This window comes from Roseateles koreensis, from assembly GCF_028595305.1.
Lineage (GTDB): Bacteria > Pseudomonadota > Gammaproteobacteria > Burkholderiales > Burkholderiaceae_C > Paucibacter_A > Paucibacter_A koreensis.
The window spans coordinates 206,724-222,557 of the sequence record NZ_JAQQXS010000002.1 but is presented as its reverse complement, the minus strand read 5'-3'; the positions used below and the strand labels follow the sequence as shown (position 1 = coordinate 222,557).

Sequence of the window (15,834 nt, the reverse complement as noted above, 5' to 3'; positions counted from 1 at the left end):
CCGCCATGACCGAACCGACAAACGCCTTGCCCTTTCTCCCCTTTGCCTTGCCCGAAATCGGTGAAGACGAAATCAACGAGGTGGTCGACACGCTGCGCTCCGGCTGGGTGACCACGGGGCCCAAGGCCAAGCGTTTCGAGACCGATTTCGCGGCCTTTTTGAACGAACCCCAGTTGGAATGCATTGCCGTCAACTCTGCCACCGCCGGCCTGCATCTGGCGCTGGAGGCGCTGGGAATCGGCCCTGGCGACGAGGTGATCACCACCACCCATACCTTCACCGCCACCGCTGAAGTGGTGCGTTACCTGGGCGCTGACGTGGTGCTGGTGGACATCGACCCCAAGACCCTCAACATCGACCCTAAGCTGGTTGAAGCCGCCATCACGCCCCGCACCCGCTGCATCATGCCCGTGCATTACGCGGGCTTGGCGGTGGACATGATCGCCATCCTCGACATCGCCCGCCGCCACGGCCTGCGCGTGGTGGAAGACGCCGCCCACGCCCTGCCCACCACGCTGGAGAAAGAGCTGATCGGCACCATGGGCTCCGACGCCACCGTGTTCAGCTTCTACGCCAACAAGACCATGACCACGGGCGAGGGCGGCATGCTCGTCACCCGCAATGCCGAACTGGTCAAGCGAGCCCGCGTGATGCGCCTGCACGGCATGAACCGCGACGCTTTTGATCGCTTCACCGCCAAGGTGCCGAGCTGGTATTACGAGATCGTCGCCCCCGGCTTCAAGTACAACATGACCGACATCGCGGCGGCACTGGGCATCCACCAACTCAAGCGCATCACCGCCTTCCAGGCCCGGCGCGAGCAAATCGCGCAGGCCTACAACGAAGCCTTTGCCGACTTGCCCCTGATCCTGCCGCCCCAGCCCATCGAGGGCGATGTGCACTCCTGGCATCTCTACGTGCTGCGTCTGAGCGAAACCCTGGAGATGGAGCGCGATGTGTTCATCGAGCGCATGTTCGCTGCCGGCATCGGCTGCAGCGTCCACTACATCCCGCTGCATCAGCATCCCTACTGGCGTGAACGTTATGACTTGCGCGCCGCGCAGTTTCCGCACTCGCAAAAGGCCTATGAGCGCAGCTTCAGCATCCCGCTCTACACGGCGATGACGGACGATGATGTGCAGCGCGTCATCCGCGCCGTGCGCGAGATCGCGCTGAGCTAACTGCTTACGACATTGTCCGTGGCGAAACGCCTTTTTGACGTGATCTGCGCCTTGGCGGGCCTGATCGCACTCGCGCCGCTGTTGTTGATCGTTAGCCTATGGATCAAGTGTGATTCCGCCGGCCCGGTGTTGTTCCGCCAAGAGCGGGTCGGGCGCTTCGGCCGCCCCTTTGATATCCACAAATTCCGCACCATGCGGGTGGACGCGCCCTCCCTGGGCCCGCAAATCACCATTGGCGCTGACCCACGCATCACGCGCATCGGCCGCTTTCTGCGCGCCACCAAACTCGACGAGTTGCCCCAGCTGTGGGACGTGTTGCGCGGCGCCATGAGCCTGGTCGGCCCGCGCCCCGAGGTACCGCGCTACGTGGCGTTGTACCCGGCAGAGGTGCGCGACGTGGTGCTGTCAGTGCGGCCCGGCATTACCGATTTGGCCAGCATTGAGTACCGCGATGAAGCCAGCTTGCTCGCCCAGTCCACTGACCCCGAGCGCACGTATGTCGAGTTGGTGATGCCGGCCAAGCTGGTCTATGCGCAACGTTATGTGGCCTCGCGCAGTTTTTGGGGCGACGTCAGCTTGATCCTCAAGACATTGCGGGCAATTTTGAACTAACGAAGGCGGGCCCAGACGCCGGCCAAACTTCTCGCCCCGGTCATAGGCAGCGGTGTTGGCGGACCGTACCTCCACAATCCACTTGGGCTCGCGCTTGATTAAGGGTAGAGGCGGTCGGCGTCGCTACAGGTTACAAGAACCCGCCATGGCAAACACCTCGTCGTTCACAAAGTCGTGGCGTTTGGTTTGCTCCGCGTCCAGGCCAAGTAGTCGGCAGAAGTCCATGGTGGTCGGCTCTAGGAGTTTGTGTTGATTATCGACCCGCCAGGAACTGCGCCGTCGAAACGCAACCCAGTTGCCGCGACAATAGCGCCCTATGTTTTGGCAATCACTCGACGCATTTCTCACCCGTATCCGTCCCAAGCGCGAAATTCTCTCGCTGGCGCTGGATGGCCTGATGATCGTGCTGGCCTGGCAGGCCACCTATTTGTTCCGGCTCGGGTTTGAGCGCTGGTGGTCGGCTCGCCCCAGTTATGACGGCTGGGTCATTGCCGGGCTGGTGCTGCTGTATTTGCTGAGTCTGTGGCTGTTCAAAGTACCCAAGGGCATGTGGCGCTTCAGTGGTTTTGGCGAAGTCAAACGCGTGACCCTGGCCTGTGCGGCGGCCGGCGTGATTGGCGCGGTGGTGGTGTTGATGGCTCAGCTGCAAGCAGTGCCGCGCTCTGTGCTGGCGCTGCACCCCTTGTTCAGCATCATTGGCTTGGCCATGATGCGTCTGGGCTACCGCATGTTGTACGAGCACCTGCGCGCACGCATCAACGGCAGCGCCACTGAGACCCACCGTGCGTTGGTGATGGGGGCCGGCCGGGCAGGGCGCTTGCTGGTGGCCGGCATTCAACACCAGGGCTGGACGGTGGTGGGCTGGTTGGACGACGACATCGCCAAACAAGACGCTCGCGTGGCCGGCATCCCGGTGCTGGGCCCCTTCAGCGAGGTGGCCCCATTTGCCGAACTGCATGGCATCACCCACATCATCGTGGCCATGCCCTCCGCCGAAAGCGCCAAACGTCGCCGGGCCCTCGACCTGGCGGGTAAAACCGGCCTGCCGGTGTTAACCGTGCCGACCAGTTCAGAGCTGATGGCGGGCAGCAAGGTCGACCAGCTGCGCGACATTCAACCTGAAGATCTGCTGGGTCGCGAGCCCGTGCAACTGGACGAAGCCGGCATCAGCGAATGCATCAACGGCAAAGTGGTGCTCATCACTGGCGCCGGCGGCAGCATCGGCAGCGAACTGTGCCGGCAGGTGGCCCGTTATGGTCCACAGAAAATTGTCTTGTATGAACTGAGTGAATTTGCGCTCTACACCATCGAGCAAGAATTGAGCGAGAAGTTTCCGCACATCCCGCTGCTGCGCCTGATCGGCGATGTGAAAGACCTGGCCCACCTACGCCACACCTTTGCCCAATACAAGCCGCAAATCGTCTTCCACGCCGCAGCCTACAAGCACGTGCCCCTGATGGAGGTGGACAACGCCTGGGCCTGCCTGCGCAACAACACCCTGGGCACCTACCACGCCTGCACCGCTGCGGCCGAGCATGGCGCGGAGCGCTTCGTGCTCATCAGCACCGACAAGGCTGTGAATCCCACCAACGTCATGGGCGCCACCAAACGCGCCGCGGAGTTGGTGATCAGCCATATGGCTGGCCAAGGTCATGCCACCAAGTTCATGGCCGTGCGCTTCGGCAATGTGCTGGGCAGCAGTGGCAGCGTGATCCCCAAGTTCAAAGAGCAGATCGCCAAGGGGGGGCCGGTGACGGTGACTCACCCTGACATAACGCGTTATTTCATGACGATCCCCGAGGCCGCGCGCTTGGTGGTGCAGGCGGCGGCGATCGGGGAAAGCGGCCAGGTGCTGATTCTGGATATGGGCGAGTCGGTGCGCATCGCCGATTTGGCGCGAGACATGATCCAGCTTTCCGGTAGAAACCTCACCGACATACGTATCGAATTTAGCGGCTTGCGGCCAGGCGAGAAACTCTATGAGGAGTTGCTTGCGGACAAAGACACGACGCTCTCCACCCGCTTCGAGAAACTCAGCATTGCCAAGCTGGATGATGATGCCCAGGCGAGGGAGGTGTTGGGGTGGCTGGAGGAAGTTGTCAGCCAGGCTTGGGTGCCGGATCAACAACTGAGATCAAGATTAAGGGACTTGCTAAGAGCTGAATATTCGGTCTGACCTCGCCCTGCAAGTGCTGACTTAGCACTTGCATGTGATTATGGGGTCGACAGGGCATCTCCCCAATCAACTCGCATGATAGGTGCGACAATAATTTTTAGTTAACTAGGAAATCAGCGGAGCTGAGCGAATCAATGAAGAAAGCACTCATTACGGGCGTAACAGGCCAAGACGGCTCCTATTTGGCTGAGTTTTTGCTAGCCAAAGGTTATGAAGTTCATGGCATCAAGCGACGTGCGTCGTTATTCAATACTCAGCGCATTGACCACATTTACGAAGATCCGCACACTGAACATCAGCGATTCAAACTTCACTATGGTGACCTCGCGGATAGTTCAAATTTGACTCGAATTCTTCAGGAGGTGCAACCTGACGAGGTCTATAACCTTGGTGCGCAATCCCATGTTGCTGTGAGTTTTGAGGTGCCTGAGTACACGGCTGACGTAGATGCAATGGGTACGCTGCGCCTGCTGGAGGCGATTCGTTTTCTGGGGTTGGAAAAAAAGACGCGCTTTTATCAAGCCTCCACATCGGAGTTGTATGGATTGGTGCAAGAAATCCCTCAAAAGGAAACTACGCCTTTCCATCCAAGAAGCCCTTATGCAGTTGCCAAGCTCTATGCTTACTGGATCACCGTCAATTACCGGGAGGCCTATGGCATGTACGCCTGCAACGGCATTTTGTTCAATCATGAGTCCCCACGTCGGGGCGAGACTTTCGTGACGCGCAAAATTACACGCGGCTTGGCCAATATCGCGCAGGGTATTGAAACACGGTTGTACATGGGTAATCTTGATGCCTTGAGAGATTGGGGCCATGCCAAGGATTACGTCCGTATGCAGTGGATGATGCTGCAGCAGGACCAGGCAGAGGATTTCGTGATTGCTACTGGTGTTCAGTATTCGGTGCGAGAGTTCATTCAATGGGCGGCAGCTGAACTTGGAATCGGGCTACGTTTTGATGGAACTGGTGTTGAAGAAAAGGCCTACGTCGCCAGCATTGAGGGTGACCGCGCACCAGCGCTGAAGGTGGGTGATTGTGTCGTTGCTATTGATCATCGTTACTTCCGCCCCGCTGAGGTTGAAACTCTTTTGGGAGATCCGAGTAAGGCCAAAAAAGTATTGGGCTGGACCCCCGAAATTACCGCCCAAGAGATGTGTGCTGAAATGGTTGCGGCGGATTTAAGGTGTGCGCAACGGACTGCGTTCCTAAAATCCCATGGCCATGTGGTTCCAGTTGCCCGAGAAGTGGGGGCTCTGTGATGTCAGCGCCTATGAATGCGATTTCGCCGCTGCGCTCAATGCCTGTTTTTGTGGCGGGTCATCGTGGAATGGTTGGGGCCGCAATAGTGCGGCGCCTTCACGCTTTGGGATATCAGCAGGTCATCACCGCTGGCCGCGACGAATTGGATCTTTGCTCACAAACCGCAGTCCAGCAATTCTTTCGGGATCGGAAAATTGGTGCCGTGGTGTTGGCTGCGGCCAAGGTAGGCGGCATTCATGCTAACAACACCTATCCCGCGGACTTTCTGTTCGAGAATTTGATGATCGAAGCGAACGTCATCAATGCTGCACATCAAACCGGTGTGCAGCATTTGCTGTTCCTGGGATCATCCTGTATTTATCCCCGCATGGCTGAGCAGCCTATGCGCGAAGAAGCCTTGCTCACCGGTGTGCTGGAGCCTACTAACGAGCCGTATGCCATTGCAAAGATTGCGGGCATCAAGCTTTGCGAAAGCTACAACCGCCAGCACGGTCGGAACTATCGCAGTGTCATGCCCACCAATTTGTATGGCCCGGGCGACAATTTCCACCCTGAAAACTCACATGTTATCCCGGCCCTGATGCGACGCTTTCACGAAGCCGTGCAGCAGAACGCGACCGAAGTGGTGATTTGGGGCAGCGGTAGGCCCATGCGTGAGTTTTTGCACGTGGACGATATGGCGTCGGCCAGCGTACACGTGCTTGAGTTGGATGACGCTGATTACAAGGCACACACGCAACCTATGCTGTCTCACATCAACGTGGGGACAGGTGTGGATTGCAGCATTCGTGAATTGGCGGAGAGCCTGGCCCGGGTGACTGGATTCAGTGGCGCACTCGGCTTTGACAGCAGCAAGCCGGACGGTACGCCCCGCAAATTGATGGATGTTTCTCGGTTGGAGAAATTGGGGTGGCAGGCGAGTATCGGGTTGGAGGATGGCTTGAGGTCGACCTATAGATGGTTTGTTAGTGAAGCATTGAAAAAAAGCGTCACTTTACGTAAGTAAATTGAGTTGCGGCCGTAATGTTTGTTTGATCTGTGTCGAAATGGCCGCGTGTTGATTTGAAATGTGCTAAGACGTAAATTGCACGCAATCAATTGGTGTTGAGGCGTGCGGTATTTCTATTGATTCAGGTTCCTACTCTCTCGGAGTCGCCTCGTCCATTTAATAAAAGACGTAAGTGTCGATCCCTTGTGGGGGTCGCCATGATGGAAAAGCAGTGTTGCTCGGAGAGAGTCTTCCTTACATGCTAAATTGGCATGGAGTGTTCGGTATCCCCAGAATATATATATATTTCCAACTTCGAGATTGTAAATGTTTTTCTCGGATGTTCTGTTTTTTATCTTCGAGGCAAAGAATTTTCTTGCTATAGGATTTTGGTAGAGAGCCTTCTCCAAGCCATTAACAAGGGAACTTGATCTGATCTTTCTCAGGTTCGGGAATGCTACGAGTGCGCCGGATTCTTCGGGGTTCCCAGGAGGTATTTCAAGTGGAATTAAGACAGTTACTACTGATGCATCGAAATGAAATTTCAATGACTGCTCGTTGTGATTCTTTCCGGCAATGACTCGTAAAACGTTATAAATTTCATTATTTGAGTTTCCTTCCTCTAGTCCTCGCTGGGTTAGGCCGTGAAGCAATTTTCTAAAATTATCATCAAATGCAAGGCAGCGAAATTTTGAACTTTCATCGACCCATGGTTGGATAAGGGAAAAATATCTGTTTCCATGCACCTCCAGTAAACTTTTTATCTCTGATTTCCATTCTTTGATGGTATTTGATTTGAATGCATTTTCGATGCAAAAAAAACCGCTTTCGTTGAGTTTTGTTGTTATTGTATCTAGTAAATTTTCAGTTATTTCTACTTGAAGTGGGGTCATATTTTACGTTCCAGTCGTTGGTTGTGCAGTTAATATGTTGAGTGTGCGTTTATTTCTGAATACGTGCAATTTACTTGCAATAAAATTTTTCCAAATACAACCAATTTTTGAGACTCAGGGTGCCTTGAGCCCGCACTTCTATTAATAATCTTTCAATGCGAAATTTTGGTCCGAATTTTCTCGATTTATCTTTGCTTTGCTTTGCTTTGCTTTGCGATGGGCTTGACGCTGATTCCGGCCCTTGCATCCAGCAGGATTACTTGCCCTAAGCTTGGTACGTGCTCCAAGTTGTAGTCCGCCGTGGTCAGCACAAGTAGTCGGGCTACGCGATTGAGTCCGCGCCCATCTTTTGGCGAATTCCACCTAAGGTCCTTCTGAGTCTTCACTGTACGTGGTTACTTGAGCGTGTTAAGCTAAAAATATCTTCATTGCCTTGCATTGCTTCGAAATGGCCTGGGCTGAATGGTAGTGTGGCGGAGATCAGCGGCACAGTTTTTTCTTGATTCCTATTTTCTGACTTACATGCGCGCGTTGAATAGCTGCCGTTATCGCACCAAAGGGAACGTCGTAAAGGGTGATCGGAGAATATTACAAAGGTGACTGCATCGAATCGCCCTTCGATCAGTCGGTTTGCGATTTTGGTGACAAGATTGTGCGCTTGGTTTAAATTATTTTCATATTCCAGGCTTAACGAGTCCTCTTTGGAGTCGCCTGGGGGGTGGGGCAGGGGTACGTGTGCGTATAGCAACCCACCTTGTTGCCAGATCGGCGCAGCCCATATGGCTTGATCTATTGATTGACGGAATTGCGCCCAGGCATCATGGTGTTGTGTGTTGCAGGATGTGCGCTGAGCAGAGGCAAATGCCTTGGTGACCGCACAGATCCAGCGTTCCGGGTTGCGCAGGACTTTGACGCTGGGCGGACGCTGACAATAGCGCAGGCCTCGCATAGCGCAGTACGGGTGATAAAACCCCACCACATCGACGTCAGGGCGACTGGCGGTGACCTTGGCGAAATCGAGAACGTGGGTTCCGCTGCAGATAGCGGTGAAACTGCAAGGGCGAGCGCTAGAGAATTCCAAGCCTGTCCACATTGTCGGTACAACTTTGGACGTTGCTAAGGCTATAGGCACAAGCTGCTGGACACTTACCTCCATGCCAAGCTGACGTAATTCGTTGACAAATGGTTGTGCAGCGCTGCCGTTTAACTCGTCGAGAAGGAGGAAGACCGTTGCAGTCCGTCCGTTTTTAGGTGCGACCACCAAGTTCAAATTTCCGCTCAATTCCTTTCGAGCGGGCCACTGGTAAGACTTGCTATTGAGGTCGGCCAGCAGCGGTTGGCTAAAAACGAAACCGATACTACTTAGCGTGAGGGCCTTTAGCCACTGGGTACTAGGTTGTTTGAGAAGTAGTTTGCATATATAGGTTGTTGATAATATCGCTGTCGCTAAAAATAATATAACCACTGGGGTGGTTGTATATAGATGGAGCGGCGTGCGTGGTAGTAAAATCAGCCAGCACCAAAGAACTATCGATATGCCGAGTGACGTACTGCCCAGGGCGTTTCGTAAATCAACGCGCCGAATGCAGGCGGAAATCGCCAACGTCATAAGTGTGATCGTTGTGCCGACGAGTAATGTCAGAAAACGTGAGGTCTCGGTTGCAAGTTGATAGTATTGATCAACCATTACCACATCGGCGATTGCAGACATAAGAACCAACAAGATAGGCCAAGCTACGCGTCGGGGGGTGCTCATGCCTTGACTTTCTCCAGTAGGGTCAACGTGCGATGCCTTGAGGGTAAAGACACAGCTTCGCGAACAATGAACCCAGCCAATTCAAAGGCGTGGCGTTGATGTGCAAGAGATACCTCAGCCGCCACCCTACCGCGCTGCGTGCAAAGCAACTCCAGTTGGGGATCGTTAGGCGCAATAAACTCAACGATGGCCCACCGGCGGGTCCAGTGAGCCACCAGTTGAGCAACTTCATCCAAGGGGATCGACGCGCCGATGGAAAGGTGGTGTATCAACGCCAGCATAAGCACTAGGTCGGCATGACCGGTCAGTCGCTCCGGTAGGCCTGGATGCTCTCGGCCGAGCCAACCTCGCCCACCTTGTATGTCGTCCAAGTTGGTGACCAGAGGGAACAGCTGACGTTCTTCAGTGTCGAACATGCGTGACACCGCACCATGGTCACCATCGACGGCCACCACCTTGGCACCGGTCGTCAGTGCTATACGCGAAAACTCCCCTGAATTGCAGCCGAGGTCAATGACCCAACGCGGTTTTATACCTGATATCCAAGAAGATACGTGGCTCCGCTTTACCGTCAAGTCAGCTTCGCTGTAATGAATGCGGTTCTCAGCGTAGTCCTGCCAGACTGTTTGATCGGCGATGCTGTTGTGAGGACTGACACCGTTCAGCATCCATTCGAAGGACTGATGCAAGCCCCCCCTGAAGCGTCGAATGGGATCGAGTTGCAACGGCGTTCCTTCTCGGATCGCTGCGGCAACCAAGGGGGCGTCGCTACCATTTGCCATGAGTGGCCAGTAGCGGGTCAGGAAGCGTACCGGCCCCAGCATTTTCCGGGCTACTTCCTGTGGTACGCCGTCACGCCAGGTCAGGAAGGCCTGATTTGCTCGCAAACCACGGCGTTGAGACAATAGAAGCGGAAAAATAAAGTGACGTGCGAACTGGCCGGCGGCCCACCAGCGCCGACTTTCTAGGCGCTGGAATGAGAGTAAATCGCAAAAAATTGGGCGTGTGCCGTCGAACAATATGTTCCACGCCGATGCGTCTTTGAGGTCGTAGCCCTCGAGAACGGCTTCATTTTGTAAGCGTAGGGTGAGACGGGCAGCCGCGTGGAATTGTGTGTCACACCACTCATAGGGATGCGACACGAAGGGAATCCGCTTCGCTACCGCCGTGACATCGTCCCTCAGTTCGAAGGGTACCAAGTCGCCTCGCGCTATCCAGCGCTGCGCTAGGCTAGACGTCAACCAGTCGCCCGGCGCCACCGGTTGGTGGAGATTACGGGTAACGTGATTTGTTTCAAAGTGCAGCGACGCTGCTGGATCTCTCATTTGCGACGGAAGCGGTTGATCAACTCCTTGATTGTCTGGATTGGATTCCGAACAAATACGATCAAAGCGCCGACGCCAGCAATGAGTCCTTGCCATGCGAGCATGCCGCTACCTGGGTCTATATATGCCCAAGCATACATAGGGGTCAACAGGAGTCCCGCGAGAAAAATGGTGGGACGGCATTTCATATTGATAGATTTCTTCTTAGAGGCCCGTGAGGAAACGCAGCGCGCTTCGGGCGTGCCAAGACAGGTGCTGCAGGTTCCGGCGACTGGCGCGCCTTGCGTCGTGAATGACGCTGGTCGAACCGTCCACTATGATCTCATAGCCACGTCGTCGTAGCCGCCTGCAAATGTCTGCGTCTTCCATATACATAAAGTAGCGCGTATCAAAGCCGCCGACAGTTTGGTACGTTGCACGGGGGAACACAACGAACATCCCCGCCACCCAATCGACCGGTACTTGGCTACGACTGCTAAGGTCGTAATCGGGACTCTTGCGACGCAACAACACTCGTTTCAGTAGGCGAGGAATGGTCGGGAAGCGGCGGGCGCTATCTTCCGTCGTGCCCGCGGCGCTTAATACACGGGGGGCGCATGCACCGACCTTAGGGCTTGCAGCGACGGAGGTAAGTGCTGTGAGGTCTAGCTTTGGTGCACGGATGTCTGGATTCACAATGGCAAATAGCTCACCCCGACTGCAAGCAAAGGCGGCGTTGTGGTTTTCACCGAACCCCTTGGGCTGTAGGTTCTCGATTACCGTGATTTGCAAATCCTTGAAATCGGATAGGAAGGACATGTCCTCGGGGATGTTGATGGTCAGCAGAATCTCGAAATTGGGGCCCGTGAAGCTACGACTATCTTCCAGTAGGTATTTGATCAGGTGGCCTTGCCCGTGGCTTACGATCGATAGGCTCACTCTATAAGAAGGGGTCATTTTGCGGCACTTTCGACAGCGGTGATGGCGGAATCTGTCGCTGAACGGGGAGTGTCGATCAGCAGTCGCCAGAGTCCATCCCAATGCGCGGCAAAAGGCTGCGCCGGTGCTTGCCGAGTATTGCCGTCAGGCCGCCAAGCACCCTGGATAATTGCTTCCATCTGATCCGCCAACTGGCCGGCGGCGTCTGGATTGAAGAAGCTCACCAAGTCATAGGTGCTAACAGTCTCCCGTGCATAAGGTGCATCAGCCACCAGCATCGGCAAGCCGTGCTGTTTGGCCTCGGTGATGGGCAAGCCCCAGGTTTCCAATCGACTGGGGAAAACAAGCGCGTTGGCTTCGCGATAGTGCGATTGCATTTGGATACTGTCCTGCCTCCCCAAAAAACTTATGCCTGGTGTTTTCCCATAGCGGTCTTTCAACCAACGGGCATACCGATTTTCACTGCCATCTACCGTCATCCGAATTTCGAAGCCAGTGACGCCCCGCTTGTGCAAGAGCACAGCTGCTTCGCCGAGAATTTCCAGGTTTTTAAATACCCGAGCTAAGGCTGGATACAGGAATATGCAGGGGGAATTTGTTCGTATCCTTCCGTGTTGGGGCAAGGTATCAAGTGACGGGTGCGCAACGACCATAGGCAACTGACCGAATCGTCGAAGAAATTCCTGGCGCAGCCATTCTTGCTGCACGATCACGTGGTGATTGCGTTGAATCAGTGTCCGATACAGGCGTGCATAGAAGAGGTTGAACAGCAGCAATGTTGGCTCTAGGAGCATCTCGCGCGGCTTGAGTTTATAAAACGGGGCTGGATTGTGGCAGTACACCGCTTGGCGCTTCGCTAGAACCCGCGGAGTGATGTCATGCAGAGAAAGCCAGAGATCTGGTTGGAGTTCTCGGGATAGTTGGAGAGCCCCAAGCCATTCCCAGCGTAGCCTGCGCCACCACGCGCGTTTGGCGTCTGGGATTTCCACCACTCGAATTCGGGGCAGGTCGATCAGCGTTTTGCAATGAACAACCGCCACAATGTCCCAGTCATCGGGTAATGTGCGGACCGCAGCAGCCAAGCTTTCGCGGAGCACTGTAAGCGGTCCGCCCTCGGTGAAATTTACCGCAGAAATGACCACTGTTTGGCAAGTTATACGGGGAGCCATAAACCAGCCTCGCTGTCGAATTTCTTGATAACGCGGGCGGGATTTCCGGCCACGATGGTATTTGGTGGGACGTCATGCGTGACGACTGCATTCGCGCCTACGATGGCCCCATCACCGATGGTGACACCGGGCAGCACACATACCTGTTCACCCAGCCAAACGTTGCGACCGATTCGCACCGGCCTCGTTACGATTGGCCGCTGCTCTGGTGGTACTTCGGGGATAGACGCTGCGTCGACTCCACTGTAGCAACCATGGCTGTGGTCGGTAATGAATACCCGGCTTGCGATCAAAGTGTTATCGCCGATCTCCACGAGTTCAACCGCACCGATATGCACTGAATCGTTGAGTTGAACATCCTTGCCAAATACCAGTACAGGCGCTCCGTGTCTAATCGGTGCGGCATCCAGGCGCACGTGCCTCCCGGTGGTGAGCCTAGATCCGAAGTTCATTGCGTAGCGGCCACGCACATAGATTGGGAAGCGAATCAATCGGGCCCCCGGAAAGAACAGCCTAGTCAACAGCCAATGACCGGTGAGGCCGACGAGGCCAAAGAAACCATACCTTCTTAACATTGGAACTAAGCTTTCTGATTTGCACGATATGTAGTGATCGACCGTGATCGTGCTGCTGTGCCTTGGAGTAATGAGGCTAGGGCATAAATAGGGCCGAATACCAATAGAAAATCCACAACTTGGCCGATGGCCAACCCCTCCTCAATGGGCAGGGCTCCTGCCAGACAAATGGCAAATGCCGCTAGGCTATAACGCAGTGGACTGTTGCCGCGATAGCGAACAAAGAGTGCGCGAATCTGACCAATTATCAAGCCAATAAACACGGCATGGATCGGTGCGAGCCACGGCCCAAAATACAACTCACCACGGACATAGAACGGCAGGTTAGGGCCAAGAGACTCTGAAAAATCGTAACCAACTGGCAGTGAGTATTGAACGAATTGATTTCCGATTGGGGTAGCGTAATCACTCATTCGAAGCATGCCAAGGACTGAGCCAAGAGAGTCCCGAAAATAATCGATCGGCCCAAGGTAGGAGAAATGCGCGCGCAGGTCCGGTTGGCCCCAGTAAAGGAGAATGTCGCCAGAGAAGAAAAGACGTACTAGTAGAGCATCTATCGCCGCTTGTGGGGAATCCCCTTCGATGAGCAGCACAACTGCCACGGGCACCGCACCTAGTAGCAGCGCGCCTACAAGCAATCGTCGGCTAGGTATGTGGCGGCCTTTGCGCGCGGGTTGAAATGGGTTTAAAAAATACAGGCCAAGTGCAAAGATTAATGGCAACAGAGCACTTTTGCCCCCGCCGGTAAAGCTTGTCAACATGGCAACACATGCGCATATTAACGACACTAAACTGCGTTCCCACAGCCACCAATAGATCGCAGCTATTAGTGCAAAAACGCCCAAGCCCCAGTTAATTCGGCGAATGAAGCCCAGCCCACCTTCATAGGCCACACTCTTCTGCAAACTGGGGTCGTCAGAGAGAAGGATCGTGCCTGACTGAACCCAGATGATTACATTGGATAAGAAGAAGATAAGGCAACTGGTAACGACTATGGTTTTGAAGTGACGCCCTCCCGATTCCAGTTTCAGCGGCACCACCGGTGGCAATGCCCGTCGATTGCCAAGCAGGAAGCCTAGATAAAAACAGAAAAAGTACAGGAGGATACGGGCATATATCGCGTGTGACCCCGTTGCGTAGGAGCCAAGGCCGAGCGAGAACGCCGAAGTCAGCGTGAAAAATACAAGTGGATCGGCGATATTGTTGACGTAACGTCGAATCAGCCAGAGTTGCCCGAACGCGGTCGCCAAGACAGCGGCAAGCATCGCCCACAGGTGTTCATCAATGAAGTTCAACTCAGTAACCTCAGGAATGCCAATTCACGATACCGAACAGCGTAGGTAATCGACACCAGTTGCATCACCATCGCAACGCCGAATCGCTGCCAAATAGGCCGACCTTCGTAGATATACCGATAGGCTGCGCGCATTGTATTGAATTTCTCCGCGCGGTTCTGCACAGAATCAGAGAAGAAGCTCAAGTCATGTTCCAAATGCAGGTCGAGTACCACCAATTCAGCACAGCGATCCATATAATCCAACATGAATTGCGTGTCCGTACCATAGAAACGAAGGCGCTCGTCATAACCCGGGCAGGCCTCCTTGAGGTAGGTCGACGAGATGAGCATGCCACTGTTGATTGCACAAATTTTGCGGGAGCTCATTCGGCCTGCTTTTGGCGCTGGCCAATATCGGCCCCAACCTAGAGCGTAGCTTAGCGGACTGACCCAGTTGGAGTTGGCCCTGATCATTGGGAGGAACAATGCAATGTCCGGATGTTGACGCACTGCAGCATCGCACCTAGCCAGGAAGTTCGTTGGTAACGTGGTGTCCTGATCGAGCAGCAGCAGATGCTCGCCATCTTGCAGATCAGTCTTAATCACGTGGTTGTAAATGACAGACAGCCCCAAGTTCTCCGGCGTCGATCGGTATGCCACACCGGCGTCCGTCAATGGCGCAATATTGTTTAGCGGGGATGGTGAGTTGTCCCACACGAGAATGCGCAGGTTGCTACGTGGGAAGTCTGTCGCTAGTAGCGTACAAAGTGAAGTTGTCTTTAGTGGGTCGGCGCCATAGACGACAACCAATGCGAGCACTCGCATGTTCAGGTCCCGATCAGACGGTGGCGCAGGCCCCGCAGCTTGAAATAACTGTAAGAGAGAGCAACCCAGATGACCCCTTCATTTTTTCGAATGATCTGAAAAACCTCGCTGAAACGCTTGGTTGTGTGGGAGATGCCTCCCTCATCGTGAATCGCTACGATATCTTGGCAAATTAATACCGTTTGTCCAGCCTTCACAAGCCGCTGGTTTAGATCGAAATCAGAAAAAACTCTGTATGTCAGGTCATATCGAAGCTGAGAATTTCGTCGATAGAAGCACCCCTGATGGTGCAAGGTATTGTGCAGTTTCAGGCTGAATCCGATTGATGGTATATGAATCTTGCCATGATTAATCCGCACCTGACCGGCGATACATGCGACATCATCCGGAACATCGTTCGATAGCTGCGTCGGAATCGCCAATAATTTGTCGCCAATGTTGAGGTGATAGACGAATCGACCGCGAGCGAGGGTGATCCCCTTGTTCATCGCGTCATAGATACCAGCATCGGGTTCGCTGACCCAGTAGTCTAGGCGACTATCGTACATGCGTAGAATATCGACAGTGTTGTCGGAGGAGCCTCCGTCAACGATAACATATTCGATATCTGTCCTTTGTAGGGCAAGTACGCTCTCAATTGTTGACTTCAATTGATCTCCGCCATTGAATACTACCGTAATCACGGTAATGCATGGCATGGAGTTTTCCGTGGTTGGATCGTGAAGACGACGCCCCCCCGTCAGTCGTGTTGACGCTGGCGTGGCTGTTGGCGCATCTAGATAATCCACAATATTTTTTTTGAAAACAAGTTTTTTCAAGGCCTAATGTTTGTATCTGGCTAGTTGACTATAAATGAATGACAAACTCATGGCTCAAC

Annotated in this window: 13 protein-coding genes and 1 pseudogene; 5 read left to right on the top strand and 9 right to left on the bottom strand. The window is 54.3% G+C overall.

The window, feature by feature from the left end; genetic code table 11:
• The first annotated feature begins 5 nt into the window (after positions 1-5).
• The 5 genes from PRZ01_RS02790 (at position 6) to fcl (ending at position 6,238) form a co-directional block, all read left to right on the top strand.
• A complete protein-coding gene (locus tag PRZ01_RS02790; RefSeq protein ID WP_273595232.1) occupies positions 6-1,181 on the top strand; it encodes a DegT/DnrJ/EryC1/StrS family aminotransferase in 1,176 nt (391 codons plus the stop codon).
• 18 nt (positions 1,182-1,199) lie between these two features.
• Positions 1,200-1,793 carry a sugar transferase gene (locus tag PRZ01_RS02785; protein ID WP_273595231.1) on the top strand — a complete coding sequence of 198 codons (594 nt, stop codon included), beginning with the start codon at positions 1,200-1,202 and terminating at the stop codon, positions 1,791-1,793.
• 316 nt (positions 1,794-2,109) lie between these two features.
• Positions 2,110-3,969, top strand: coding sequence for a polysaccharide biosynthesis protein (locus PRZ01_RS02780; RefSeq protein ID WP_273595230.1), 1,860 nt, complete (start codon positions 2,110-2,112; stop codon positions 3,967-3,969).
• A gap of 134 nt (positions 3,970-4,103) precedes the next feature.
• On the top strand, positions 4,104-5,231 hold the full coding sequence (gene gmd, locus PRZ01_RS02775; RefSeq protein ID WP_273595229.1) for a GDP-mannose 4,6-dehydratase: 1,128 nt from the start codon (positions 4,104-4,106) through the stop codon (positions 5,229-5,231).
• 11 nt (positions 5,232-5,242) lie between these two features.
• Positions 5,243-6,238, top strand: a complete 996-nt coding sequence (gene fcl / locus PRZ01_RS02770; protein ID WP_273595228.1) for a GDP-L-fucose synthase — start codon at positions 5,243-5,245, stop codon at positions 6,236-6,238.
• 116 nt (positions 6,239-6,354) lie between these two features.
• Here fcl and PRZ01_RS02765 read toward each other — a convergent pair whose 3' ends face one another.
• From PRZ01_RS02765 to PRZ01_RS02725, 9 genes and pseudogenes are all read right to left on the bottom strand, one after another.
• Complete coding sequence (locus tag PRZ01_RS02765; RefSeq protein WP_273595227.1) at positions 6,355-7,113, bottom strand: hypothetical protein; 759 nt, start codon at positions 7,111-7,113, stop codon at positions 6,355-6,357.
• Between the two features lie 382 nt (positions 7,114-7,495).
• Positions 7,496-8,869: a hypothetical protein gene (locus PRZ01_RS02760; RefSeq protein WP_273595226.1), complete on the bottom strand. Its 1,374-nt coding sequence runs from the start codon at positions 8,867-8,869 to the stop codon at positions 7,496-7,498.
• Entirely contained in the window at positions 8,866-10,011 is a 1,146-nt protein-coding gene (locus tag PRZ01_RS02755) for a class I SAM-dependent methyltransferase (RefSeq protein WP_273595225.1), read from the bottom strand. The genes PRZ01_RS02760 and PRZ01_RS02755 overlap by 4 nt, the downstream gene beginning before the upstream one ends.
• A gap of 387 nt (positions 10,012-10,398) precedes the next feature.
• The gene (locus tag PRZ01_RS02750; RefSeq protein WP_273595224.1) at positions 10,399-11,130 is read right to left on the bottom strand and encodes a glycosyltransferase; all 732 of its coding nucleotides are present in this window, start codon (positions 11,128-11,130) and stop codon (positions 10,399-10,401) included.
• Positions 11,127-12,281, bottom strand: a complete 1,155-nt coding sequence (locus PRZ01_RS02745) for a glycosyltransferase (RefSeq protein WP_273595223.1) — start codon at positions 12,279-12,281, stop codon at positions 11,127-11,129. The genes PRZ01_RS02750 and PRZ01_RS02745 overlap by 4 nt, the downstream gene beginning before the upstream one ends.
• A gap of 8 nt (positions 12,282-12,289) precedes the next feature.
• Positions 12,290-12,454, bottom strand: a pseudogene (locus PRZ01_RS19295) (DapH/DapD/GlmU-related protein); the annotation flags it as partial.
• Positions 12,455-12,861: 407 nt separating this feature from the next.
• The gene (locus PRZ01_RS02735) at positions 12,862-14,151 is read right to left on the bottom strand and encodes a hypothetical protein (RefSeq protein WP_273595221.1); all 1,290 of its coding nucleotides are present in this window, start codon (positions 14,149-14,151) and stop codon (positions 12,862-12,864) included.
• Positions 14,148-14,957, bottom strand: coding sequence for a hypothetical protein (locus tag PRZ01_RS02730; protein ID WP_273595220.1), 810 nt, complete (start codon positions 14,955-14,957; stop codon positions 14,148-14,150). Before PRZ01_RS02730 ends, PRZ01_RS02735 begins: the two co-directional genes overlap by 4 nt.
• Positions 14,958-14,959: 2 nt before the next feature.
• Entirely contained in the window at positions 14,960-15,775 is an 816-nt protein-coding gene (locus PRZ01_RS02725) for a glycosyltransferase family 2 protein (RefSeq protein WP_273595219.1), read from the bottom strand.
• Positions 15,776-15,834 lie beyond the last annotated feature (59 nt).